General features: G+C 42.8%; 21 protein-coding genes. 12 read left to right on the top strand and 9 right to left on the bottom strand.

Going from position 1 to position 23833, the window contains the following annotated elements; genetic code table 11:
- The first annotated feature begins 237 nt into the window (after positions 1 to 237).
- Positions 238 to 1638, top strand: coding sequence for an MATE family efflux transporter (locus tag ACFO4O_RS09325; RefSeq protein ID WP_382407701.1), 1401 nt, complete (start codon positions 238 to 240; stop codon positions 1636 to 1638).
- Between the two features lie 114 nt (positions 1639 to 1752).
- Here ACFO4O_RS09325 and ACFO4O_RS09320 read toward each other — a convergent pair whose 3' ends face one another.
- The gene (locus tag ACFO4O_RS09320) at positions 1753 to 2133 is read right to left on the bottom strand and encodes a site-specific integrase (RefSeq protein ID WP_382407699.1); all 381 of its coding nucleotides are present in this window, start codon (positions 2131 to 2133) and stop codon (positions 1753 to 1755) included.
- A 69-nt stretch (positions 2134 to 2202) separates the two neighbouring features.
- Between ACFO4O_RS09320 and ACFO4O_RS09315 the strand changes: the two genes are divergently transcribed.
- The 3 genes from ACFO4O_RS09315 to ACFO4O_RS09305 all read left to right on the top strand — a co-directional run bounded on the left by ACFO4O_RS09315 (position 2203) and on the right by ACFO4O_RS09305 (position 4032).
- A complete protein-coding gene (locus tag ACFO4O_RS09315) occupies positions 2203 to 2490 on the top strand; it encodes a type II toxin-antitoxin system ParD family antitoxin (protein ID WP_382407697.1) in 288 nt (95 codons plus the stop codon).
- Positions 2490 to 2780 carry a type II toxin-antitoxin system RelE/ParE family toxin gene (locus ACFO4O_RS09310; RefSeq protein WP_382407695.1) on the top strand — a complete coding sequence of 97 codons (291 nt, stop codon included), beginning with the start codon at positions 2490 to 2492 and terminating at the stop codon, positions 2778 to 2780. The genes ACFO4O_RS09315 and ACFO4O_RS09310 overlap by 1 nt, the downstream gene beginning before the upstream one ends.
- Before the next feature lie 280 nt (positions 2781 to 3060).
- Positions 3061 to 4032 carry a DUF4350 domain-containing protein gene (locus tag ACFO4O_RS09305; RefSeq protein WP_382407693.1) on the top strand — a complete coding sequence of 324 codons (972 nt, stop codon included), beginning with the start codon at positions 3061 to 3063 and terminating at the stop codon, positions 4030 to 4032.
- Here the strand turns inward: ACFO4O_RS09305 and ACFO4O_RS09300 are convergent.
- Together ACFO4O_RS09300 and aceK are read right to left on the bottom strand one after the other, a co-directional pair.
- The gene (locus tag ACFO4O_RS09300) at positions 4024 to 4266 is read right to left on the bottom strand and encodes a hypothetical protein (RefSeq protein ID WP_382407691.1); all 243 of its coding nucleotides are present in this window, start codon (positions 4264 to 4266) and stop codon (positions 4024 to 4026) included. The two genes, ACFO4O_RS09305 and ACFO4O_RS09300, sit on opposite strands and share 9 nt — an antisense overlap.
- 229 nt (positions 4267 to 4495) lie before the next feature.
- Complete coding sequence (aceK, locus tag ACFO4O_RS09295; RefSeq protein WP_382407689.1) at positions 4496 to 6235, bottom strand: bifunctional isocitrate dehydrogenase kinase/phosphatase; 1740 nt, start codon at positions 6233 to 6235, stop codon at positions 4496 to 4498.
- 511 nt (positions 6236 to 6746) lie between these two features.
- Here aceK and thrA point away from each other — a divergent pair.
- Genes thrA through ung form a run of 4 tightly spaced genes read left to right on the top strand, consistent with a single transcriptional unit; the run spans position 6747 to position 12160 of the window.
- Complete coding sequence (gene thrA / locus ACFO4O_RS09290) at positions 6747 to 9212, top strand: bifunctional aspartate kinase/homoserine dehydrogenase I (RefSeq protein WP_382407687.1); 2466 nt, start codon at positions 6747 to 6749, stop codon at positions 9210 to 9212.
- Complete coding sequence (thrB, locus tag ACFO4O_RS09285) at positions 9212 to 10177, top strand: homoserine kinase (RefSeq protein WP_382407685.1); 966 nt, start codon at positions 9212 to 9214, stop codon at positions 10175 to 10177. Before thrA ends, thrB begins: the two co-directional genes overlap by 1 nt.
- A gap of 11 nt (positions 10178 to 10188) precedes the next feature.
- Positions 10189 to 11475 carry a threonine synthase gene (gene thrC, locus ACFO4O_RS09280; protein ID WP_382407683.1) on the top strand — a complete coding sequence of 429 codons (1287 nt, stop codon included), beginning with the start codon at positions 10189 to 10191 and terminating at the stop codon, positions 11473 to 11475.
- A 7-nt stretch (positions 11476 to 11482) separates the two neighbouring features.
- Entirely contained in the window at positions 11483 to 12160 is a 678-nt protein-coding gene (gene ung, locus ACFO4O_RS09275) for a uracil-DNA glycosylase (RefSeq protein WP_382407681.1), read from the top strand.
- Between the two features lie 46 nt (positions 12161 to 12206).
- Here the strand turns inward: ung and ACFO4O_RS09270 are convergent, their stop codons facing one another.
- From ACFO4O_RS09270 to ACFO4O_RS09250, 5 genes are all read right to left on the bottom strand, one after another.
- The gene (locus tag ACFO4O_RS09270; RefSeq protein WP_382407679.1) at positions 12207 to 12383 is read right to left on the bottom strand and encodes a DUF3545 family protein; all 177 of its coding nucleotides are present in this window, start codon (positions 12381 to 12383) and stop codon (positions 12207 to 12209) included.
- Between the two features lie 255 nt (positions 12384 to 12638).
- Positions 12639 to 14279 (bottom strand): glucose-6-phosphate isomerase, encoded by a 1641-nt coding sequence (gene pgi / locus ACFO4O_RS09265; RefSeq protein ID WP_382407677.1) that lies wholly within the window; start codon positions 14277 to 14279, stop codon positions 12639 to 12641.
- Between the two features lie 78 nt (positions 14280 to 14357).
- Positions 14358 to 15311, bottom strand: a complete 954-nt coding sequence (gene tal, locus ACFO4O_RS09260; protein ID WP_382407675.1) for a transaldolase — start codon at positions 15309 to 15311, stop codon at positions 14358 to 14360.
- 298 nt (positions 15312 to 15609) lie between these two features.
- On the bottom strand, positions 15610 to 16869 hold the full coding sequence (locus ACFO4O_RS09255; RefSeq protein ID WP_382407673.1) for a M56 family metallopeptidase: 1260 nt from the start codon (positions 16867 to 16869) through the stop codon (positions 15610 to 15612).
- Positions 16862 to 17233: a BlaI/MecI/CopY family transcriptional regulator gene (locus tag ACFO4O_RS09250; RefSeq protein WP_382407671.1), complete on the bottom strand. Its 372-nt coding sequence runs from the start codon at positions 17231 to 17233 to the stop codon at positions 16862 to 16864. Before ACFO4O_RS09250 ends, ACFO4O_RS09255 begins: the two co-directional genes overlap by 8 nt.
- A gap of 305 nt (positions 17234 to 17538) precedes the next feature.
- On the opposite strand from ACFO4O_RS09250, the gene yaaA reads away from it, so the two are divergent.
- The 4 genes from yaaA (at position 17539) to ACFO4O_RS09230 (ending at position 20764) form a co-directional block, all read left to right on the top strand.
- The gene (gene yaaA / locus ACFO4O_RS09245) at positions 17539 to 18312 is read left to right on the top strand and encodes a peroxide stress protein YaaA (RefSeq protein ID WP_382407669.1); all 774 of its coding nucleotides are present in this window, start codon (positions 17539 to 17541) and stop codon (positions 18310 to 18312) included.
- Between the two features lie 96 nt (positions 18313 to 18408).
- Positions 18409 to 19038, top strand: coding sequence for a glutathione S-transferase family protein (locus tag ACFO4O_RS09240; RefSeq protein ID WP_382407667.1), 630 nt, complete (start codon positions 18409 to 18411; stop codon positions 19036 to 19038).
- Positions 19039 to 19403: 365 nt separating this feature from the next.
- Positions 19404 to 19823, top strand: coding sequence for a hypothetical protein (locus ACFO4O_RS09235; protein WP_382407665.1), 420 nt, complete (start codon positions 19404 to 19406; stop codon positions 19821 to 19823).
- Positions 19824 to 20386: 563 nt separating this feature from the next.
- Positions 20387 to 20764: a hypothetical protein gene (locus ACFO4O_RS09230; RefSeq protein ID WP_382407663.1), complete on the top strand. Its 378-nt coding sequence runs from the start codon at positions 20387 to 20389 to the stop codon at positions 20762 to 20764.
- A 141-nt stretch (positions 20765 to 20905) separates the two neighbouring features.
- Here the strand turns inward: ACFO4O_RS09230 and ACFO4O_RS09225 are convergent, their stop codons facing one another.
- Entirely contained in the window at positions 20906 to 23827 is a 2922-nt protein-coding gene (locus tag ACFO4O_RS09225) for an EAL domain-containing protein (RefSeq protein WP_382407661.1), read from the bottom strand.
- Positions 23828 to 23833 lie beyond the last annotated feature (6 nt).

Genomic DNA, 23833 nt, shown 5'->3' with positions numbered 1-23833 from the left:
AAACGCAGTTAATTATCGAAAGGCTCATTAAATTATTTATGCACTACCCACCGTGTTAAGTGTATTTAAGGCTAGCTGGTTTGTTCGCATTGCGGAATCTCAGGCTTTTTGAAAATCTAAAAAAATATTATTCAAATTGTGGTCTGGTTTAGAAGAAGAAGCGGAAGTTCTGCTTATTCGACATTTATCAGGTTATTGCAGCAATTGGCTAATTCCAGTATTCTATAACTTCCTCGTATGGCTGAGGTAATTGACTTTGATTTTGGTGAAAAGGGCCAGTTTTCATCTAACGGAGTTTTTATGCCCTCACAAAATCTTAAGTATATCTCCCTCTCATCTACAAAACAGCTACTCAACTTAAGCATCCCCATTACGCTGGGCTTCTTAAGTGCAGCACTTATAGGCGTAACAGATTCAATTATTGTTGCTCCGTTAGGTAAACTCGCTCTCGCTTCAATATCGATAACCAGTTCTTTTATTCTGATTTTTTATGCTGGTCTTTTTGGCTTTGCTTCAATGACTGGCGTATTGCTCGCAAACCAAAAAGAAAGTGACCAAAAAACGATAGTGAACACAGGGTTTTGGATAAGCAGTACTGCAGGAGTAATTGGTGCGCTACTGATGTTAAAAAGTTACTATTTATTGGGAGTATTGGGACAACCAAAAGCTGTCGTAACAGCCGTTGAAAGCTATTGGATGTATATGGCGTTTTCGTTATTACCATATACGATGATTAGTTCGATTCAATCTGGCTTAGAAGCATCAGAGCGCCAATGGATATCGATGTTATTCTCTTTTCTTGCCGTGCTGTTGAATGTACCACTAACCATCATACTTGTTCACGGGTTTGATGATTTCGGCGGTGCTGGACTAAAAGGAGCTGGAATAGCCTCTTTTGCTGCTCAAACTCTCGCTTTACTTTGCATCATCGTTTATACCCAATGCAGTAATACACTATATATATTTAAACTCTCATTAAGATTCCGTCTCGATGAAGCAAAGGATTATTTGAAACACGGATCTACAGTTAGCTTGGGTTATATAGGTGAGGCTGGCGCATTCTCTTTCGCTGGTATTATGGTAGGTTTCTTTGGAATTGATGCTCTCGCATCCTTCCAAATAGTAAACTCAATTGCTTCTGTTGCTTACATGATCCCACTAGGGCTTTCGATTGCCGTTGCTATACTAATTGGGCAATCAAGTAGCGAACACAATATTGAAGGAATAAAGTCATTTGCCATAAATGCAAATATGATAATTATTCTTTGGATGACTATCATAACGTTAACTTTCCTTTTCATTGGCAGTGAAATAGCAGCAATATTCACTTCCGATTCTGGCACGATTGCACTAGCAACTACACTTTTTTGGGTGTTTGGCTTAGTGCAATTAGGTGATGGGCTGCAAGCTACTTGTCTTGGAGCATTAAGAGGAATTCTCGATACTAAACAACCAGTCCTGATTACGTTGGTGATTTATTGGTTAATTGGATTGCCTTTAGGCTACCTGATTGCAAAACACACTGAGTTAAATTCTGTTGGTATTTGGATCGGCTATGGAGTGGGAATTTATTTGGCAGCTTTTTTATTGTCATGGAGACTAATCTTCAAAACTCGAAGTTTGCAACTTAATTTATAGGTTATTTCTTATCGTTTACGGGTTTCTTTTTTCGCCACTTTAACGGCGGCTATGCGAAATTATGCTGCCGTTTTGTATCTGAACCTGAAGATCCGGAATATTTACAAACCGTACCTAAACATTGCTATTTCGCGATGGAAAAAGGAAGTCGTATGAGTGCAAGTCAAACTTATCAATAAGTGCTTTTAGGCATGCTCTCGTATCTTTTGTGATTTCAAATTGAACCGGTTGCTGTGTTTTCTTCAGAACAATCATGGTTCGCGATTGAATTGACGACCCGTGCGCAATATCACGTACTTTAAGTGACAATAAGTCACAACCTCTTAATTTACTGTCAATAGCCAAGTTGAAGAGGGCTAGATTTCTCACCTCTTTGTTCATTTCAAGCCTTGCTCTGATTGCAAATATTTGCTGAAGCCTAAAAGGGGCTTTTTGACCGACAAGCTTATTCTTATTCCACGGTTTCTTTTTGCGATAGATGGCTAACTCATACATAGTCATTTCCATGTAATTGCGTGTGAGTGTTTCTTTAGTAAAAGTCGCTTTGCAATAGTTGTTCCACCAGTGGTAGTATTTTATCGCACCGAACAAACAGAGACAGCATCAATGGGCATGGTAAAAAAGAGTATTACACTCACATCACAACAGAACGAGTGGATTCAGTCACAACTTTCACAGGGTCGATATGCCAGTGATAGTGAGTTGTTGAGAGATTTGATACGCAAAGAACAAGAAAAGTCGAACCAGATTGACTCTCTAAGGCAGGCTTTACTGGTTGGAGAGCGAAGTGGTTTATCAAGTAGAAGCGCAGAAGATATTCTAAAAGATGTATTAAATGCTAAGGCTGATTAATGCCAGAATATAGACTTACTAACGCAGCCGATGAGGATTTAGAAAAAATCATTAGATATGGCATTAGGCATTTTGGTGAAAGCTCTGCAATTCAATTTTATGAAGGATTACTGTCTGTCCTTAATGCCATTACAAACTCGCCTGACCAATACCCTTTTGCGTTTACTGCACACGAAAAGTTTCAAAAAGCAGTCTATAAATCATATGCAGTTTTCTTCGTTCAAAAACCTGAATACATAGAAATCACAAGGGTGCTTCGTAAAGAAAACTACAATCAATTGCTTGATTAATAATGGGCCGATTGTGCATAAGCAGTGTATCGCTGGATTGTTCGCATTGCGGAAGCTGAAGGCTCAATCACCTTGGGTCAAAAACCAGCGATTTTTGTCTGCTAAGTTGAGCACAGTAGTATGAAAGGTATTAATGGTTTATGACTGCAATACCCTCGATAAGCTGCCATTGCCCTTTCTTACACTCAAGGGCAAGTGCACGGCATAAGCCTACATAGTGTTGCTAAAAGTAAGAGTGGTTGCTAGTCTTCGGGTTATATTTTTCAAGTGTTGGCTAAAAATGGCATTAATGTCAAAAAAAATAGTTTTGTTTGTTACAGTCCTGTTCTTATTTTCATGCTCTGATATTGATGGTTCACCTCAGCAGGCTGACCCTGATTTTATCCCCAAAAATCTTAAGCAGACTTTTTCCAACGTCGATAACCCAAGAGTATTAATCGATGAAGCACATAACAATTTTCATACTGCTAGTGGGCGTTACAAAGCCTTTCAACAGGTTCTAGTTAGCGATGGCTATACTGTCAAACCTAATAGGAAAGTTTTCACTTTAGATGTTTTAAAAAACACTGATATCTTAGTTATTGCTAATGCACTCGACACAAACAGACATGATTGGATGCCGCCATTTGAAGATGCTTTTCAGAAAGCAGAAGTTCAGGCGATTAAGCAATGGGTCTCTGATGGCGGTTCTTTGCTGCTAATAGCCGACCATATTCCATTTCCAAAAGCTGCTGAATCATTAACTAGCGCATTCGGTTTTGAATTTAGCAATGGTCATGTCGATAAAGCACTGTTTCGAATTAAAGACGGTAGTCTCGCGAAGCATGCAGTTACGAAGTCATCAATCGACTTAACCAATAATATTCAGTTGAATGCGTTCAATGATATTAGCGAGCCGAATCCTTCTGAGTTTGGCTTTCTCAAGCAAGTAAAAACCTTTGGAGGCTCCGCTTTTACTCCACCTAAAAATGCGAAGTCTATTTTGACATTGGGTAGTTGGGCTTTTTCAAGAACACCGGAAATACCTTTTCAAATAAAGGCAGAAACCCCAAAGATATCTATGGATGGTTGGTCTCAAGGCGCTATTTTAGAGTTTGGTAATGGTCGCGTCGCGGTCTTTTCTGAAGCAATGATGTTCACTTCTCAATTATACGTTCCTACAGGCGAGAAAATGGGTCTGACATCGAAGGGGGCGGAAGACAATGAACAATTTGTAATAAACGTCATGCATTGGTTAAGTGGATTAATTTAAAATGGCGATTAGAGCTATCAACAAAATGTAGAACACGATGCCAACAATACTAGGGGCTGTATACCCTTTTGTAGACTCTTCTTTTATGGCTTTAAATTTACTGTAACCATAAATAGGGAACGCGATTCTACCGAACGACAAGACTCGTAGGATTGAAGCGCCTGTTACGTACATCAAAAATTCAAAAGCGACTGCCAAAAGCATGCCATTTACTAATTCGAATAAAATACCCATAGTGCTTTTCCTGTAAAACGTTTAACCAAAGGGTGCTTTTTTCGGGTGAGGTTAACTGAACATCTCAAGCGATATTGAATAAAAAAGGAGTCAACTTCCGCTTTGTCTCAAAAGCACCATTTCGTTAGTACCCAAATATTGGTTTACAGCCAACTGATGATTCTGGCGACTCACGCAGATTAATCAATTTCCAACTTTAGAATGCAAATAGCCTTTTCAAGTTTAAGAGCTAGTCATCAGTGCCTTGGCGAAAGCGAATATGCGCTGGATAGGGCGTAAAATTTTGAATGACGCCTTCAGCGGCTATCGTTTGTACTTCTTTCCAATACTGAGGACTCATTAAATCACCATGATACTCTTTGAGCAGGTCTTTAAGATGTTTCTTGCCTACGATAAAGTGTTCAAACTGTTCGGGAAATACATCGTTTGGCGCGACTGAAAGTGTATCGAGTGCGTATGGGTCATTTGATTTTGGCAGCTCCCTAAAATTGCGTTCATGCATATAACAAATTTCATCGTAGTCGTAAAAGATAACGCGGCCAGTTTTGGTAATGCCAAAATTTTTGTGCAGCATATCGCCAGGGAAGATATTGGCATAGGCGATTTGTTTGATACACAGCCCTAAGTCTTTAATCGCATCTTTGACTTTTTCTTCATCCTGCTCTTGCTGCAAATATAGGTTAAGCGGCGTCATTTTGCGCTCAATATACATATGAGTGATGATTACCTCAGTTTCGGTAAACTTTACCGAGCTTGCGCAGGTAGCAAGCAAATGATCGAGCAATGCCTTATCAAAACGCGCTCTGGGAAAAGCAAAGTTTACGTATTCATGAGTATCGGCCATTCGGCCTACTCGGTCCGTCATTTTTACTAAGCGGTAGCAGTCTTTAACATGTTCGCGCGTAATTTTTTTGCTTTCGGCAAATTCGTCTCGAATAAGCTTAAACACCACCCCATAAGAGGGCAGATGAAATACTGCCATAACCAAACCTTTGATACCCGGCGCGAGTTCAAACTTATCATCGCTGTTATCGAGGTGCTGTAGATAATTGCGATAAAAAACCGTTTTACCATGCTTGTAAAAGCCAAGTGAGGTGTAAAGTTCAAAGTGCTTTTTGTGAGGCAGCAGTTCCTGCAAAAAGGCAACTACCTCCGCTGGATTTTGCGTTTGCGCCATAAAATAGGAGCGTGCGAAGCCAAATATTACGCTCATGTGCGCGCGCTCGGTAAGCAGGGCGTCTACCATTAAGGTGTGTTTTTCGGTCATCTGCAGAGCGATAACAAAGGGCAGGGTTTCGTTAGGCATACAGATGCGCCCTACTAGGTACGCAGCCTTGCCTCGGTAAAACACTGATTTGAGCATTTCAACGGTGTGTACCGATGCCAGTTGTTCTATGCTGAGGCGCTCGCGCAATGCTTTATCTAAGTTAGCTAAATCAAGCTCAAAGTTGTCAAAATCTACCCTAAATCGATAGGTATCAAAAATCGATTCGTACATCGCCCTAACCGTTCCGGAGGTATCAAAACTATTAACCACTTTATGTCGGTCTTGACCTGACAGGTAGCAACGGCTTGGGAGGACAAACATGATTTTGTCGTCGATGCGACCGTGTCGGTAAATACGCCCAATAACTGAATTATAAAAGGTTTCAGCCAGCTCAAACTGCGGATGGCTGCTCAGCAATTTTGTATAGTGCTCTTTGGTAGCCTCCCAAAAGCTATCTGGTAGCTGCTGAGGATTAATATGCTGATAAATTTCGGTCACAATTTCAGACAAGCTTTGATGATAGGTTGTGATGCGCTCTTTAATGCCCTGACTAGAGGCATCCCATTGACACTTCTCAAAACGCTCTTGCGCTCCACTGGTGATACGACTGAACCGGCGATATGACTTATCAAAACCGCTTAAAATTTGATAGCTGAGTGCTTTTGCCTGTTGCTGTGGGTCTTGTTCGGTTTTTGAGAGCATGTAAATAAATGCCGTATTGCGGTAAGAATGGTAATTAACAACACCTTAATACACTGCTACGCCTTGAGTAAACAGAGAAAAGTAAACAGTGAAAAGTAAATTAAGAACTTTGTAGATAAAGCCCGTGTTAATTTAAGAAAGAACTGTTTAAATTATAGTAGACTAGCGCGCAAACGCCCCCTGAAAATCAAGTTTTTTGCCCTTGGCTATCTAAGCAAGCTGTTTTGCTAACATGGCCTTAACGTAATGCCTGCGGCCTATAAATGCTGAGTAAATGATATAAGTTAATCTAAAAGTCCTGTTGACATTTAGACGTCTATACGGCAAATTGACCTTATGAAAACAAATATAAAAACTAACGACATGATGCGTATTATGACCATTACCACCTCAACTGAGGGCGGTCGTTAGCTTGTGCCAATAGAATAGTTAACGAAAGCCCGCAGCATGCGGGCTTTTTTATTGGTCAATTTGTGTGTAAATAAATATATTAAAGAGCGAGGAGTCTCTCATGAAGGTCTTAAAGTTTGGTGGTTCATCATTGGCTGATGCCGCGCGCTATATGCGTGTATTTGACATTAGTCGGGCTACCCATGAGAGCGAGGGGGCAGCTGTGGTGTTGTCAGCACCTAAAGGGGTCACCAATGCGCTCTCACTTTTATGCGAACAGGCTCAAAGCGGTAAAGACTACCGCGAGTTACTCGCTAAGCTTAACATGACGCTCACCAGCATTGCCGCTGAACTACACGATGCCTTACCTAATTTAAACTACACCGACCTTTCCGCTTTTATCGACGAAAAACTCGCCTTACTCACCGAGCAGTTGCAAGGTATTGCCTTGTTGAAGAGTTGCCCTGACCAAGTAACGGCCAGCATTTTAAGCATGGGCGAATACGTAAGCGTGCGCATATTTAGCGAAATTTTAAGTGCGCACGGCGTTAATAATTTAGTTATCGACCCTGTCGATTATGTTCAGGCTAGCGGAGATTATCTCGATAGCCTCGCACAACTCGACATCTCTCGCGCAAAGTTCAGTGATGTTGATGTAAGCGGCAAACAATTTTTGATCATGCCCGGCTTTGTAGCCGCGAATGAAGAGGGTAAAAAAGTTACGCTTGGGCGCAATGGTTCAGACTACTCGGCAGCTATTTTAGCGGCCTGTATCAACGCCTCATGCTGCGAAATCTGGACTGACGTTGACGGTGTCTACAACGCCGACCCAAATCAGGTAGAGGGTGCGGTGTTACTTGATAAACTTACCTATCAAGAAGCGATGGAACTATCTTATTTTGGTGCCAAAGTGCTGCACCCAAAAACAATAGGACCTATCGCGCAGTTTGGCATTCCTTGCCTTATTCGCAATACCCTAAATCCTGCTGCGCCTGGCACGCTTATTAGCCATGAAAAAAGTGCGCTTTGGACTAGCGTAAAAGGTATATCGCATCTTGAAGATATTGTGATGTTCAACGTATCAGGCCCCGGTATGAAAGGCATGGTGGGCATGGCAAGTCGTATCTTTGATGTGATATCAAAAGGCAATATTTCGATTTCGCTTATTACCCAGTCATCGTCTGAATACAGCATTAGCTTTTGTATTGCGCAGAAAAACGCAGCGCGCGCTTACGAACTACTTGAGGAGAACTTTGCGCTAGAGCTGAACAATCAGCTACTAGAGCCCATTGAAATGCGTGAAAACTTGGCAATAGTCACCCTAGTTGGTGACGGAATGCGCCAGTCTAAAGGATTGGCGGCTAAGTTTTTTAACGCATTGGCGCAAGCAAGGATTAACAACGTGGCGATTGCACAAGGCTCTTCGGAACGTTCAATTTCAACGGTAATTGAAAACAACAAAGCAAAAAAAGCAGTAAAAGTGATTCATCAGAATTTCTTTGCCAACGTCAATACAATTGACGCTTTCTTTGTGGGATGTGGGCTCGTAGGTAAAGAGCTCATTCGACAAATTTCGCAGCAACAAAGCATTTTATTAGAAAAAAACATTAAACTGAGGGTATACGGGATAGCAAACAGTAAAGCCTGCCTACTAGACCCCAACGGCATTGGCATGGATGCGAGCTGGGAAGCGCGCCTTGCCCAAGCCGATTCACCTCTTTCTCTAGATAAGCTCACGCAGTTTGTTGTGACTCACAGTTTGACCAATCCGGTGATTGTTGACTGCACCAGCAGCCAAGAGATTGCTGATATGTATCTCGATTTCATGGATGCAGGTTTTCATGTAGTCACGCCGAATAAAAAAGCGAATACTTCTTCGTATGAACGGTATCAGGCGCTGCATCGCACAGCACTCAACAACAACCTCCAATACTTATACGAAACGACTGTAGGTGCTGGCCTCCCCGTTATTGATAACTTACAAAAGTTGGTTATTGCGGGTGACGAGTTGCGCAAATTTGAAGGAATATTATCGGGGTCGCTTTCGTTTGTATTCGGTAAGCTGGATGAGGGTTTGAGCTTATCTCAAGCCACGCAAATAGCAAAAGAAAACGGCTTTACCGAGCCCGACCCGCGCGACGACCTAAGCGGAATGGACGTGGCACGCAAACTTCTCATTATGGCTCGCGAGGCCGGCATGGAGCTCGAACTTGATGATATTCAGATTGAGTCGGTGTTGCCCGACGACTTTGATGCGAGCGGCGATATAGCCACCTTCATGCAAAATCTACCTTCATTAGATGCCAGCGTGCAAGCAAAGGTAGACGAAGCGAAGGCTAATGGTGAGGTGCTAAGATACGTTGGCGCAATTGAAAATGGAAAGTGCAAGGTAAGCATACAGTCCGTCGCGCTTAGTCATCCACTTGCGGCGGTTAAAGAGGGTGAAAATGCATTAGCTATCCATTCGCGTTATTATCAGCCAATTCCGTATGTTATTAGAGGCTATGGCGCTGGCGCGACGGTTACCGCAGCGGGAGTATTTGCAGATTTACTTCGTACCATGCCGACTCAACAGGAGTATCGTTAATGGTAGATACGGCAAAGGCGCGCACTACTCGCGCATTCGCGCCAGCCTCTATTGGCAATGTGAGTTTGGGCTTTGATATTTTAGGAGCCGCGCTTGAGCCTATTGACGCCACCTTGCTCGGAGACTGGGTTGAAGTGAAAGATGCCGATACCTTTTCATTGAGCGTAGACGGTCGCTTTGCTGACAGACTGCCTCCAGGCACTAAAAACAACATCGTGACACGGTGCTTCGAATTTTTTCAGCAGGCGCTAATTAGCCATAACAAGCCAAGCTTGTCGGTAAAAATGCACCTTCACAAAGCACTGCCAATTGGCAGTGGTTTAGGTTCGAGCGCTTCGTCTATTGTCGCGGCCTTTTATGCCCTAAACGATCATGCGGGTCGTCCGTTCGATGAAGACACCCTGCTGGTTATGATGGGCGAATTAGAAGGGCAGATCAGCGGAAGCGTCCATTATGACAATGTGGCGCCGAGCTACTTGGGCGGCATGACGCTCATGACAGGGCAGCAGCGAACAGTGTGCAGTCAGCTGCCGGTATTTGATGATTGGTACTGGGTGGCTTGTTATTCTGGCCTATCGGTATCGACCGCGGCGGCAAGAGATATACTTCCGCGCCAGTATGAACTGAGCACAACACTTACATTTGGCCGCCAAATTGGAGTGTTTGTACATGCTCTGCATTCGGGCGATAAAGCCCTTGCAGCATCGGTGATGCAAGATGTGATTGCAGAAAAGCATCGTAAAACCCTGCTGCCTAAATTTGATGAGGCCCGCGCATACAGTATGTCGCAAAATGCTTTAGGCTTTGGGATATCGGGCTCAGGCCCAACGGTATTTGCCGTGACAAACAAACTAGACGATGCAAAACGTATCCAAACTTGGTTAAATGAGCATTATATTCAGAATGAAGATGGCTTTAGCCATATATGTCGTATCGACACAGCGGGCACTAGAATACTCGCTTAGAGGAAATTTACGTGGAATTACAGAATTTAAAAGTCGCAAGCGATAAGGTTTCGTTTGCACAAGCGGTTAAAAAGGGCTTAGGAAAAGAGCAAGGGCTTTATTTTCCTACCGACCTACGTGCGATGAACAATATCGATGAGCTGCTAGCAATGCCCTTGGTTGAGCGCAGCCAAGCAATCATTAAGCATCTAGTGGGTGATGAGATGTCCCCCGAGTTGATAGACAGCCTTATCCAAAATGCGTTTAACTTTCCGGCTCCTCTGGTGAATGTAAAAGACAATATCTTTTGTTTGGAGCTATTTCATGGACCTACGCTGGCATTTAAAGACTTTGGTGGACGGTTTATGGCGCAATGCTTGGCTCATATAAGCGAAGGTGAGCCGGTAACCATCCTTACTGCTACCTCTGGCGATACCGGCGCTGCAGTCGCGCATGCTTTTTATGGTATTAGCAACATCAACGTTGTGATTTTGTTTCCAAAGGGCAAAATCAGTCCGCTGCAAGAAAAGCTCTTTACGACCCTTGGCGGCAATATTCATACGGTTGCCATAGACGGTGACTTTGATGCCTGTCAGCGGCTGGTAAAAACCGCTTTTGATGATCAGGAAGTGCGCGAGGGGCTGCATTTAAATTCAGCCAATTCAATCAATATCAGTCGTTTACTCGCTCAGGTTTGCTACTATTTTGAAGCCATTGCGCAGTTGCCAAAAGAGCAGCAAGATAAAGCTGTGTTTGCCGTACCTAGTGGTAACTTTGGCAATTTGACCGCCGGCATAATTGCCAAAACACTGGGGCTACCTATTAAGCGCTTTATTGCATCTACCAATGCTAACGATACAGTGCCACGCTATCTGCAAGACGGTAAATGGACGCCAAAACCTACAGTTGCCACGATGTCTAATGCGATGGATGTAAGCCAGCCTAACAACTGGCCTCGAATAGAAGCCTTAATCGAGCATGGGTATTTTGACCGTTCACTTTTGAGCGGAGATGCGGTTGACGAGGAATACACGCAGGTTGCTATGAAACAGCTACAGGCTGCCGGTTATATTAGCGAGCCGCACGCTGCCATTGGATATCGTGGTTTAGTTAAGCAACTAGCAAAAGATGAAGTCGGCATTTTTCTTGGAACTGCGCATCCTGCAAAATTCAGAGAAACGGTTGAGAACGTTTTGGGTCAGCCAATTAGCCTGCCCCAGCCATTGGTGGATTGCGCTGGTAAACCGTCGCTGGCCTCAGAACAAGGCCCAGAATACGAGGCACTAAAAGCGTATATGTTTAAGACTTTGGGTAAATAACAAATACATGAGCGCGCAGTCGCACGAACTAACTTGGCAACATTTGTTAGGTGACGAAAAGCAGAAAAGCTACTTTACCGAACTTATGAAGTTTGTTGAGGCTGAGCGAGCGAGTGGTCAGATTGTTTACCCACCTCAGCATGAGGTGTTTAACGCGCTAAAACTGTGTGAGGCCAATAAAGTGAGGGTGGTGATCATTGGTCAAGACCCTTACCATGGCCCGAATCAAGCCCACGGATTATGCTTTTCTGTAAAGCAGGGTAATAAAATTCCCCCTTCATTGCGAAACATCTACAAAGAGCTTTCTCAAGATATTCCCGGCTTTTGCGTGCCGGAGCATGGAGAGTTAACACATTGGGCCAAACAAGGTGTCTTGCTGCTTAATACCGTATTAACGGTGCGCGATGGTCAAGCCCATTCCCACAAAAACAAGGGCTGGGAAACCTTTACCGATACAGTAATAAGTAAAGTAAGTGAGGCAACACAGGGCGTCGTGTTTTTGTTGTGGGGCGGCCCCGCGCAAAAAAAGATGAGCTTAATTGATACTACAAAGCACTATGTATTACGCTCAGCGCACCCTTCGCCACTTTCGGCACATCGCGGGTTTCTTGGCTGCGGGCACTTTAGTGAGACAAACCGAATTTTACTCAAAAACGGTCATTCTGCCATCGACTGGCAGGTCTAAAATCCTCACATAATAAGTACTAATTTGTAAATATTGAGGTTTTTGGTTAGCGCGCTAATTGCTCAAGTTCAAGCTCAAGGCCTACATCCATATCGATGAGCTCTTGCTTTAAACGATACTTTTCTTTTATCGCTTCAATTTCACGCCATTTACGCTTTTTGGGTTTTCCTTTGGTGGGACGAGTTTCACTATCAATCACAGAAAGAATTTCTACTGAATCCATATTAGGATGCTCCTATCAGCTACTTCGAACCAGCGGTGACTTGTTGTCCATATACAGCTCATCACCTAATACCATCAACGGCTTATTGTGCTCGTTAAAGCAGCTAGACCGTCAGAGGGTCGTTAGTTTGTACCACATTTTACGTCAGTAATAAATAAATAACGTTAAAGTGATGTTAAATTTATATGACGATTGCATGACTGAATCGGAGGAGAGGATAGGCGGCACCTAGCGAGAGGCTAGGCGCCGCGTTATTTATTGATTGTTAATAAAATGTTTAATTAGTTTGGCGGTTGAAGCATCCACAGAATCGAGGCTCATTTCTCCCTCAATCATATCGAACACATCATTACCGAGTACCTTACCTAACTCAACACCCCATTGATCAAATGAGTTCAAACCCCAGATGCAGCCCTGCACTAACACCTTATGTTCGTACAAAGCAATTAATGCGCCAAGCGAGTGAGGCGTGACCTCTTCAAAAAGGAGCATATTGCTAGGGTGGTTGCCAGGCATGGTTTTGTGAGCAGCTAGGCTAAGTTTTTCTGGTTCAGAAAGTGATGAGCCAGACAAATCTTCTAAGCATTCTTCAAAGGTTTTGCCCTGCATTAGTGCTTGTGCCTGTCCAAAACAGTTCGACGCCAACATATTGTGATGGGTATCGTTTTGATTCGGGACTTTTAGGGGGAACAAAAAATCCACCGGGATCGGTAAGTTGCTTTGGTGAATCAATTGATAAAACGAATGCTGACCATTGGTGCCTTCGCTTCCCCAAATAATGGGCCCTGTTCCATAATCAACGGTGCGTCCATCAAGGGTTGTAGATTTGCCATTACTCTCCATATCGAGCTGTTGAACATAGGCAGGAAATCCGCGCAGGTAGTGGTAATAAGGCAACAAAGCGTGCGATTGTGCCCCCATAAAGTTACGATACCAAACGCCAAGCATTGCCATAATTACTGGCATATTGTTCTCAAAGGGCGCTTCTTGGAAATGGCAATCCATGTCGTAAGCGCCTTTTAATAGGGCTTCAAAATGGTCATAGCCAATGGTTAAACTAATGGGTAAACCTATCGCCGACCACAGCGAGTATCGACCGCCTACCCAATCGCCCATAGGGAAGACATTTTCTTTGGCCATGCCAAAATCAACCGCCGCTTTAACGTTAGACGATACTGCGACAAAGTGTTTTGCAATATCTTTTTGCTCTGGACCTTGTTCTAAAAACCATGCTTTTGCAGTAAGCGTATTTTGCAGCGTTTCTTGGGTACTAAACGATTTTGACGACATCACAAAGAGCGTTTGTTCCGCATCTACTTGTGCAAGTACGTCTTGAATATGGCATCCGTCTACATTCGCAACAAAATACGTTTTAATGCCATCTACCCAGTAGGGTTTTAAGCTTTCGCTAACAATTTTAGGTCCTAAAAATGAACCGCCGATACCAATGCTAACAACAGTCTTAATCGGCTTTCCGGTATACCCTTTATGTTCGCCGCTGTGCACCTTTTCAGTGAACAGCTTCACGCTTTTAAGCGTGTTATTGACGTCGGGCATTACGTTTTCACCGTCTACATAAATCGGCTTATCAGAAAAGTTGCGCAACGCGGTATGCAATACTGCGCGCCCTTCCGTGGTGTTAATAGGCTGACCGCTAAACATATCAACAATTTTTTGTTTTACATTGCGCTGCTCGGCAAGCTCAAACAAGGATGTTAATACTTCTTCGGTCACGCGATTTTTGGAGTAGTCCAGCGTTAAACCAGCGGCTTTGAGCGTGTATTTATTTGCCCGCTCGGGATCTTTATCGAACATGTCACGCATGTGGTAGCGTTTTACCAATGGTGCCAGCTTATCGAGGGCCGACCAAGCAGGCGCGCTGCGTAATTTATCCATAGCTATCTCCAAATGTTGATATAAGCAATAATTGTAACGGTAAGACGAAGTTAGTCGATGCTCTGTTGTGCCTACCGATTAAAAACGTGCCTGCAATATTGCTTCTAACTTAACCTGATCCGCTGCAAAGTTTCTGATGCCCTCAGATAGCTTTTCGGTAGCCATTGGATCTTGATTCATATCCCAACGGAAGGCTTGTTCGCTTAACTTCTCGCCGGGTGTTTTGGTTTTGCCCTTATCAAGCAATACAGCGCTCACATCTCCAGCGGTTTGCTCTAGTTCTTCAAGTAAACCAGGACCAATTGTTAATCGGTCGCAGCCGGCTAATGAAACAATCTCACCTGTATTTCTAAAGCTCGCGCCCATTACAACGGTTTTGTATCCGTGGTCTTTGTAATATTGGTAAATTTGACTGACTGATTTTACACCTGGGTCGTTAGCGCCACTGTAGTCTTCGTTAGGATTTTTTGCTTTATACCAATCGAGTATACGACCAACAAACGGCGAGATTAAATATACGCCTGCCTCGGCGCATGCACGCGCTTGCGCAAAACCAAAAAGAAGCGTGAGATTGCAATTAATCCCTTCTTTTTCAAGCGCTTCTGCCGCCTTGATACCTTCCCAAGTCGAGGCGATTTTTATTAGGATACGCGATTTATCAACGCCAGCATCTTTATAAAGTGCGATTAACTCGTGCGCCTTGTCAATAGTGGCCTGAGTGTCAAATGACAAGCGCGCATCAACTTCGGTAGATATGCGACCCGGAATAACGCCTACAATTTCTTTACCAATGGCAACAGCAAGATGATCGCATGCTTTATTAACTTGCTCTTGGGCGTCGCTTGCGCTGGACTTACCATAAGCAATAGCGTCATCAATGAGTGATGCGTATTGAGGCAGTTCGGCAGCTTTTAGCAAAAGAGAAGGGTTAGTAGTAGCGTCTACGGGCTGATACTTTTTGATGGCGTCGATATCGCCAGTGTCGGCAACAACGGTCGTAAGGTCTCGTAAAGATTTCAATTGATTTGACATAATCTTCCTATAGTCGAACGGTTATCATAATAATAACCAAAGCATACCAAGTTAAACGGGTACCTGACTACCTACGCAGGTATATAAAGCGTTATTTCATAAATCATTCGTGAATTTTTAATATTCAGATACCGTATAAGCAGACTAAAGAGGGTGGAACTCGCCGTTCTCCATAATTGAAAACGCGATAATCCATTGCTGAACTATCGCGTTATTTGCTATTGTTTATAGCGCAGTTTAACGTGACGTGAGGCGTTTTATTAAGCTGCGTATTAGAGCCTTTGCTGGCGTTAAGGCTCTAATTTTCTAAACTATCCCCAGTGCCAAGACTAGAGCGGGTGATAGTATCATCGGTGTTACCATTTTCATCCTCGGCATCTAGCGTAAATCCTATTACCACCACTTGATTGGTTTTAACTTCAGATACTGGTTCATAGCGCCATTTTCTAAAGGCCTTTTTAGCGCTTCTGTCGAAAACCCCTTTAGGCTGCGAGTCTATGACTTTTACGCCACTTACCGAGCCGTCTTTTTCAATGTTATAAGACAGTTTAACTAAACCTTCAATTCCATCCTTTGACGCATGCTCAGGGTATTGAGGGCTTTCTTGAGAAATTAACACAAGTTGTTCTGCTGTAAACAAGCGGCCTGAATCGCTTGCTGTATTTGCTAAGACTAGTTGGCTAAAGCTAATACTTGCACATGCACCTATCAATAAAACAGATTTTGCAAGCGCACTATTTGGCTTGTGCAACTTAAGTTGCTGTATTCTTGATTGAATATTCATACTTTTTCCATAAAACGTAGACAACGAAATGTCAGTGAAGCGCTGCTGCTGACCCACTGACGCTTTTATCATGGCAAGCGCATATTGCTGGCGCTCACGCAATGATGCTGTAGCAAGAACGCGATGATCACAGGCGAGTTCTTGTTGATATCGAAAATGTTTGATGCCAAGCCAGCACAATGGATTGAACCAAAACACGGCAAGCACTAAAACTGACACCATATTCCAAATGGTATCTCTTTGCTGCCAATGCCCAAGCTCGTGTTGAATAATAAGCTCTTGCTGGTCGTTGGAGTAACGCTCTTTAAAATCAAAAGGCAGAATTATTGCTGGTTTTACTATGCCAAATAGATGGGGAGAAACCGATTGTTGCGTCATATATATTACAGGTCCGTTAGCCTGTTGAACCTTATCCAACGCGCATCGCTTTAAAGACTTGCCATAGCTGACATAGCGCAGCGCTATTGAACCTAGCACAGCGAGGCATCCAAAGCCCCATATCGTAAGCCCGATAGTTGACAGGTCTATCAAATATTGAGGTGGCGCGTGGTTGAGCTTTGCGCCTACAAAATAGGTCATTTGCTGCAGAGCGCTAATATTTTGCGGGGAAATAAATAGCACGCACACACTCATAACGATGGCGCCGGGAACACTAAACCACAGCCAATATGTGGTTTTGGCCCCAACATGTTTGTTAAGAAATGGCGAGCTAAGCATCAGAATCAACAAGAGCATGCTTAAACTTAAGGTTTGTATGTATAACCACTCAATCATTGTCTTGTTCCCATTGTCGAATAATTGTTTTGAGCGCATCTACGTCTTCTTGACTCAACGCCTCCTCATTTGCAAAGCTGCTGACAAGACTAGACAGCTTGCCCTTAAATACTTTTGAAATGAGGTCTTTAGAGTGCTTTTGCTGATATTCTTCGCGGCTAATTGCAGATTCGTAGGTGTATTTGCGTCCTTCCTTTTTGTGCCTGAGAGCGCCTTTTGTAAGCAAGCGGTTGATGAGTGTTTTCACGGTTTTTTCGTGCCAATTACCCGTTTTACTTAAACGCGCTACGACATCAGAAGAGGCGCAAGGCTCGAGTTGCCAAATAACGTCCATTACTTCAAATTCAGTCTTGCTTATATTCATACAGCATGGCCTTTTCAGTATTGCTTGCAAGAGTTGCTTACTTGCTTAGATTAACTGTGATTACAAATGTAATTTTTAATAAGATTACACTTGTAATTTAATTGTGCAAGTTTTAATCGCATTTATTTTTGCAATGACGCGAGATGATGAGGTTTAGGGGTGACACGATAGGGGATGCCAAGTTCAGTGATGTTAAGTAATGTTGGGTGATTTAATCGCGTTTGCTCAATGGTCACAAAATTAGGTTTTTATGTATTACAATGTATAGATTGTAAAAGTAAAACATAATGAGGAATTGAAAAGGCATGTTACTCGTTGTTTCCCCTGCTAAAAACTTAGACTACAAAAGTGAATTACCAAGCATTGTCTCAAGTCAACCGCGTTTGCTAGCGCAAACAAAAAACTTAGTAGACACCTGTAAGTTGCTCGCGCCAGCAGATTTGAGCTCCCTGATGGGCATAAGTGATAAACTTGCTACTTTAAATGCAGAGCGCTTTAATAGCTTTGAATTTCCTTTTAGCGATGAAAATGCCCGCCCAGCCATATTTGCCTTTGCAGGTGATGTATACACCGGACTTGATGCATACAGCTTAGCGCCAGATGATTTAGACTTTGCACAGGCGCACTTACGCATTTTATCGGGTTTGTATGGTGTATTACGCCCGCTAGATTTGATGCAGCCCTACCGTTTAGAAATGGGAATAAAGCTCAAAACATCGAGTGCCGATTCGCTGTATGCGTTTTGGGATAGCCAAATTACAGATGTTCTGAACGAAGATTTGGCCGCACAGGGAGACAATGTTCTGCTAAATCTTGCCTCTAATGAGTATTTTTCTTCGGTTAAGAAAAAAGCCTTAGATGCTTTGGTTATTACGCCACATTTTAAAGATGAGAAAAACGGTAAATTTAAAATTATCAGTTTCTATGCAAAAAAAGCGAGAGGCATGATGGCGCGCTATGTCATTGAGAACAAAATTACCGAAGCCAAGCAGTTAAAAGAATTCTCGAGCGGCGGATATTACTTTTGCGATGAACAAAGCACCGACACGGACTATGTGTTTAAGCGAAACGCTCAATAGCTTGCGCGCTCTTTACCTGGAAATGAAATGACAAAAAGATGGCGAAGGCCGTGACAGAGGCAATAACAAAGACCTTAAAAAGATAAGGACAGTGCAATGATCAAAATATTTAGCTATCCGGCAACACGTGGCGTACGTATTACTTGGGCGTGCGAAGAACTCGGTTTGGATTACGATTATAATGTCGTTAACTTATACAAGGGAGAGCACAAACAGCCTGCTTACTTAGCTATTACGCCCACAGGAAAAGTGCCCGCTATTCAAGACGGGGATTTAGTATTAGCCGAATCAGGCGCGATAGTAACTTACCTTGCCGATAAAGCACAAAAGTTGATACCTACGGTTCCAAGCGCCGAGCGTGCTTTGTTCGACCAATGCATGTATTTTGTGCTTACAGAATTAGAGCAGCCCTTGTGGACGATGGCAAAACACAAGTTTGCCTACCCCGAAGAAAAACGTATAGAACAAGTTGTTGGGCTAGGTCAATGGGAGTTTGAAAAGGCCTTGAACATATTTAGCGACTTGCTTGGTGACAAAACGTATTTATTGGGCGATGACTTCAGCGTTGTCGACATTATTGCAGGTCATACTTTGTCGTGGGCACAAGGCTTCAAACAAAATCTCGGTCAAGAGAACGTAGCTAAATATGCCGCTCGTGTGCTTGAACGTCCTGCACTCGCAAGAGCTCGAGAAAAAGAGCAGGCAGCAAAAGATGCTATCGCTTAAATTGGACGCTTATACCTAATCTGACATTTACTACGGTATGTCCCATGAGGCCTAATGCAGACAAATGTAGGGTTACAGCTGTTTTGTTTAAGTAATTAATTTTACGCTCATGCGGGGCGGCAATTATGATGGGTTTGGGAATGCGATTAGTAGCGTAAATATGCCTGATCTTTTCGGTCAGCCTTAACGCAAAAGCGTTACCGGACATATCTCGGGAGAACAATCAAAGCAATGAAGTCGAAATTTGCTCCGATATACAATCAAATCACATGCAATATTGAGCCTGCACAGTTTTTTATTGGTTTTGACCAGATCACTAAAGATCAAGCTCTCGACATTCTAAATTCAAGGTTTTAATTAAATTGATGAATAAATGCCTGAACAATAGCTTGATAGCCAAGTTTTTCTGGGCCGTTGCAGGTTTTGTGGTTATTCTGGCAATGATAAGCACTAAAGGCATAGCCGAAACTTCGAAAGGCTACTTTTTTCTCATATCCATGTGCACATGGGCACCTGTCTTGTTGGTGTTTATGTATAGCTCATTCGGATCAAAAAATGTGCTCATCCAATATGTATTGTCGTTTTCTTTTGTGGCCGTCACTGGTGTAGCTATTTATTATCTATCGATGGCCGCGATGCATGCTATCGAGCATGGTAGGTTGGAGGAAGAGGGATTGATTTTTATTGTGCTTCCTTTTGTCTACTTAAGGTTTGCGTTTTATGGAGCGTTAATAGGTGCTGCTTTTTATTTCCTAAATCGCAAAAAAAATTCTAGCTCTATATAATTTACACCAAGTTTCCCAGCGTAAATTTTTTTCAAATAAAAATTGAGCTTAGCAATGTATTTTTGCGCAATAAGCACGTTCACTCTAAAGGGGTCATCGTCAACCTTGCAAGTCATAGCAGACGAGAAAAAAGAATCTGTGCTCAATTCAAACAAACTTGAGAAATTTATCAAGCTCTTCTGCCACACGCTATGGTGACAACAATCATGATGGAAAAGGTGTTCCAACAATTCTAGATATCATTGCTCAACCAATTGATATAGCAATGTAAGCTCTGATTTGTGATGTTGATAGGATGATTTTGTGAAAATAAGAATGGTGGCATTCTTACCGTTAATTTTTAATTATTTGCAGTGAATGTTGACGCTTCGCTACTAAATGTATCAGCGGGATTTGAAAAGCAACAAGAGGCTGGTTCATACATGAAAACAAGGTCTTAGTTTTAATTACCTCTACTTCCGGCTTATGTACAGGCTGTGTGAAAACTGCTCGGTATCATTGAAATTATGAATTTTAATCCCACTTACTTAGCTCGAAACGAGCATGTTCAAGGATTTAGATTTATGTTTTGGGAAGTTTTCTTTTGGCTGAATACTGCGCTGCTAGTTTTGCCGTTTCCATTTAAAGTTTATGGGTACGTCAAAGGAACTGATACCAGCCCAAGAAAAGTAAAAATTGAAGAAATGGGAAATGCAATTTTTATGGCCTTAGGACTAATACCATTTTTTGGATTCATATCAGAGAAGTCGGTTGGCCCACTATATTTATGGAAGATTTGGTTAATAATTGCTGTTGGACTTTCGATACTTTCAATTTTTAGGTCTCCGAAATTGTCATATGCAAAAGAAAAAATCGGCAAAACACAAACTGTTATAGTAAGCATATTTAGCTCACTGTTTTTTCTACCTATGTTGGTGGCAGTTTACTTTTATGCTTATTGATCACCTTTTGGTCTAAGCACGCGTTTTACATGATCAATCGGTCTTAAGTATTGATCCTCAAGTGATCTCTGAATTGGTAAAATGAAACTATCAAAAAGTTGATAGCTATCGCTTAAATATTGTAAAAACTCATGTAAATAATCACCGTCCTGCCTCATTTGCATCATCTAAAAGCAAGCAGGTAGGCGGTGTATCAATTGCCTCGGGTTTATGAATAGCGTAGCCCTGCAAGTAATGAATGCCAATCCCTCGTAGCTGTTTAACAATATCTTCGTTTTCAACATATTCAGCAATGGTTCTTTTACCCATGGCTTTTGCCACCGCATGAATCGACTCCACCATGGCAAAATCCGCAGGATCGAAGGCGATGCCCTGCACAAAACGACCGTCAATTTTTACGTTGTTGATGGGAAGGGCTTTTAAATATCCATAGGAAGATAGTCCGCTACCAAAATCGTCTAGCGAAAATTTGCAGCCGAGGGATTGGAACAGCGTTATAAATTCGATGGTTCTATCTATATCCTCGATGGCATGCGTTTCAGTAATTTCAAAGCATACTTTGTTGTGTGGAATGCCAAAAAGACTAAAGCAACGTTTTAGATGTTGGGTTAAGTCAGCACTGCCGATAGATTGCCCGCTTAAATTAATGGAACAAGTCTCCATCGCTGCAAGTTCGTCGGGTGAGTTTGATAACCAATTGAAAGTATTAAGCACCACCCATTTATCGATTTTGAGCATAAGACCAAAGCGTTCTGCGGCAGGGATAAATTCACTTGGAGAAATATCGACACCGTCTTCGTCCTTCATTCGGAGCAATATTTCCCAACCGTACAGCGAAAAATCAGCGTCGTTATGCACAATCTTTTGTCGACAGAGGGTAAAACCGTCTGCGGCAAGCGCAGCATTAATGGCTGAAATCAGCTCAATCTCTCTTCGTCTTTTAGCAAACTCATAGTTATCTGATGAATAGACGTGAATGCGATTTCTACCGGCATCTTTAGCGGTGTAGCAAGCGGTATCGGCAAAGCTCATAATATCTTCGACGGTGGTAGAGCCCTTGGTCAACTCTACCAGACCGATGCTTATGCCAAGATTGAAAATACGCTTTGAGTGCTTAAATTTAAATTCACCCACCGCGCTTAGGATTTCGCTGGCAATGTCATAAGCATCAACTGCCGTCATATTGTGCAGGATCACGCCAAATTCATCCCCTCCCAAACGAGCAAGAAATCCTCGTGCATTAAGGGTTTTTTCCATCAGTTTAGTGACATCTTTTAGTAGCCTGTCGCCAACCGAATGTCCGCAGGTGTCATTAACAATTTTGAACTGGTCGAGGTCCATATACAAAACGCAGCAAAAGGCGTCATGATCGTTTTTAGCTTGAAAGTCTTTAAGCGCTATATTTAATCGCCCTTCAAACTCACGTCGGTTGTACAAATCAGTTAACGGGTCGTGAGATGCTAGATACGCGAGTTGTCTTTCGGACATTTTTCGGTCGGTGATGTCAATCATTGCACCTTCAATTACCGGCGTCTTGCTCTCGTCATTCATGGTCAGTCTCAGCGTCAGAGATGCCCAAAATACGGTGCCGTCTCTTTTTATCAGCTCTACTTCTTCGTCTACCACACGTTTGTGTGCACGGACTTTTTTAATAAGCTGCTCGCGGTCGCTTCCTCGTTTATAGATATTTGCTAAATCGTTCCTCACATAGTCAAAAAGTGACTGCTTATCGCTAAAGTCGAGCATTTTAATAAAGGCTGCATTAACGCTGATGAGCTTGCCGCACAGTGTAGAAGAAAAAATGCCTTCCACTGAATTTTCAAATAAGTCTTCATAGCGCTTGAGATTAGATATTGCTTCTTTTTGCGCGCTAATGCGTTTTTGTTTTTCTCGATTAATACGTTCAGCTATAGCCATAGAGAGCCATACAATGGTAACAACAGCAAAAAACAGGCCGGCAAATTCGGTATAAACAGAATACGGTACGGCGTTAAAGCGAATGGAGGCCGAAATGATGACGCCAAGAATGAAAGGCGACCAAGCTAATGCATAAATTTGAGCATTCTTATCACCTGTATACGTTCGGTACACCGCGAAAACCAAGGTGATAAGCAGCACCAAAGCGCCGTTAAGCAGTGCGGCCTGAATCAGAAAGTTGTAGCTTATGAGCGGATACAGGGCCACAAGCGCCAGTGAAATACTGAGTAGCCCTAGGCAAAGCGCTTTTAAACGACCTTTAATGTGCAAGTATGTGAGGGAGAATACGCAGTGGCCCACGCTGGCAAGCGCGATACTGAGCACCGCAGCAAATTGATTGAATACTGGGGAATTGGGCCAAAAATACTGCATCGCCATACCTGACTGATGCACCACCAAAAATGCGATACTTAAGATAAAAAACGAAAATGTAAGAAACAGCTTCTCTTTGGTTTTTAAATATACAAAGCAGTTGTAGATGCTGGTGATCAGCAGCACACCCACTAGCAGGCCAAAAATTAGAAAAAAGCTGCCTTTATACGCATAAAATGTATCCTGCTCCCACATCGACAAGGGCACAATGACACTGCCTTTGCTGCTGACTTTGAGCAAAATAAGCGCTTTCTCTTGGCTCTTAATATGCACTGGAAAGGCATAAGAAAAATGAGTGATAGGTCGAGATGAGTGCACAAGCGAATCGCCGGTATGGTAATCAGCTTTTAGCTCAAAAGAAGGTAAAAGATGGTAAAAACTAAGCGCGTCGGTGGGCGCATAATTGTTCAACAGCACTAAATTTTGCGCATCGCCAGACTGATTATGTAAGCTCAGCTTAAACCAAAAATGACTGCTGCTTGCGCCAAAGTTAGGGCTTGCAGAGTCAATGCTTTTCCATTGCTCTGGCGGCAGTTGAAGTACTTCATCAACAGTGAGTTCGCCGGATATGTCTTCAAAGTAGCGCGAATATGCGGATGCGTTAGTACTGGCAAAGCCCTCTGAAACGGTTAAGCTTTTAATATGAGTGTTGGTTGCTTGCGCAAATGTTAAAAACGCAGGCATAACGATGATGAAAAACGCGAGCAACTTCATTGGCTG

This window comes from Glaciecola siphonariae (genome assembly GCF_042652645.1).
Lineage (GTDB): Bacteria > Pseudomonadota > Gammaproteobacteria > Enterobacterales > Alteromonadaceae > Glaciecola > Glaciecola siphonariae.
This window is presented reverse-complemented; position numbering and strand designations above follow the sequence as displayed.

Excerpts from the sequence above, each read along its gene's own strand:
- ACFO4O_RS09325 (WP_382407701.1), top strand. The coding sequence starts at position 238 with ATGGCTGAGGTAATTGACTTTGATTTTGGTGAAAAGGGCCAGTTTTCA.
- ACFO4O_RS09320 (WP_382407699.1), bottom strand. The coding sequence starts at position 2,133 with ATGTATGAGTTAGCCATCTATCGCAAAAAGAAACCGTGGAATAAGAAT.
- ACFO4O_RS09310 (WP_382407695.1), top strand. The coding sequence starts at position 2,490 with ATGCCAGAATATAGACTTACTAACGCAGCCGATGAGGATTTAGAAAAA.
- ACFO4O_RS09305 (WP_382407693.1), top strand. The coding sequence starts at position 3,061 with ATGGCATTAATGTCAAAAAAAATAGTTTTGTTTGTTACAGTCCTGTTC.
- ACFO4O_RS09300 (WP_382407691.1), bottom strand. The coding sequence starts at position 4,266 with ATGGGTATTTTATTCGAATTAGTAAATGGCATGCTTTTGGCAGTCGCT.
- aceK (WP_382407689.1), bottom strand. The coding sequence starts at position 6,235 with ATGCTCTCAAAAACCGAACAAGACCCACAGCAACAGGCAAAAGCACTC.
- thrA (WP_382407687.1), top strand. The coding sequence starts at position 6,747 with ATGAAGGTCTTAAAGTTTGGTGGTTCATCATTGGCTGATGCCGCGCGC.
- thrB (WP_382407685.1), top strand. The coding sequence starts at position 9,212 with ATGGTAGATACGGCAAAGGCGCGCACTACTCGCGCATTCGCGCCAGCC.
- ung (WP_382407681.1), top strand. The coding sequence starts at position 11,483 with ATGAGCGCGCAGTCGCACGAACTAACTTGGCAACATTTGTTAGGTGAC.
- ACFO4O_RS09270 (WP_382407679.1), bottom strand. The coding sequence starts at position 12,383 with ATGGATTCAGTAGAAATTCTTTCTGTGATTGATAGTGAAACTCGTCCC.
- pgi (WP_382407677.1), bottom strand. The coding sequence starts at position 14,279 with ATGGATAAATTACGCAGCGCGCCTGCTTGGTCGGCCCTCGATAAGCTG.
- tal (WP_382407675.1), bottom strand. The coding sequence starts at position 15,311 with ATGTCAAATCAATTGAAATCTTTACGAGACCTTACGACCGTTGTTGCC.
- ACFO4O_RS09255 (WP_382407673.1), bottom strand. The coding sequence starts at position 16,869 with ATGATTGAGTGGTTATACATACAAACCTTAAGTTTAAGCATGCTCTTG.
- ACFO4O_RS09250 (WP_382407671.1), bottom strand. The coding sequence starts at position 17,233 with ATGAATATAAGCAAGACTGAATTTGAAGTAATGGACGTTATTTGGCAA.
- yaaA (WP_382407669.1), top strand. The coding sequence starts at position 17,539 with ATGTTACTCGTTGTTTCCCCTGCTAAAAACTTAGACTACAAAAGTGAA.
- ACFO4O_RS09240 (WP_382407667.1), top strand. The coding sequence starts at position 18,409 with ATGATCAAAATATTTAGCTATCCGGCAACACGTGGCGTACGTATTACT.
- ACFO4O_RS09235 (WP_382407665.1), top strand. The coding sequence starts at position 19,404 with ATGAATAAATGCCTGAACAATAGCTTGATAGCCAAGTTTTTCTGGGCC.
- ACFO4O_RS09230 (WP_382407663.1), top strand. The coding sequence starts at position 20,387 with ATGTTTTGGGAAGTTTTCTTTTGGCTGAATACTGCGCTGCTAGTTTTG.
- ACFO4O_RS09225 (WP_382407661.1), bottom strand. The coding sequence starts at position 23,827 with ATGAAGTTGCTCGCGTTTTTCATCATCGTTATGCCTGCGTTTTTAACA.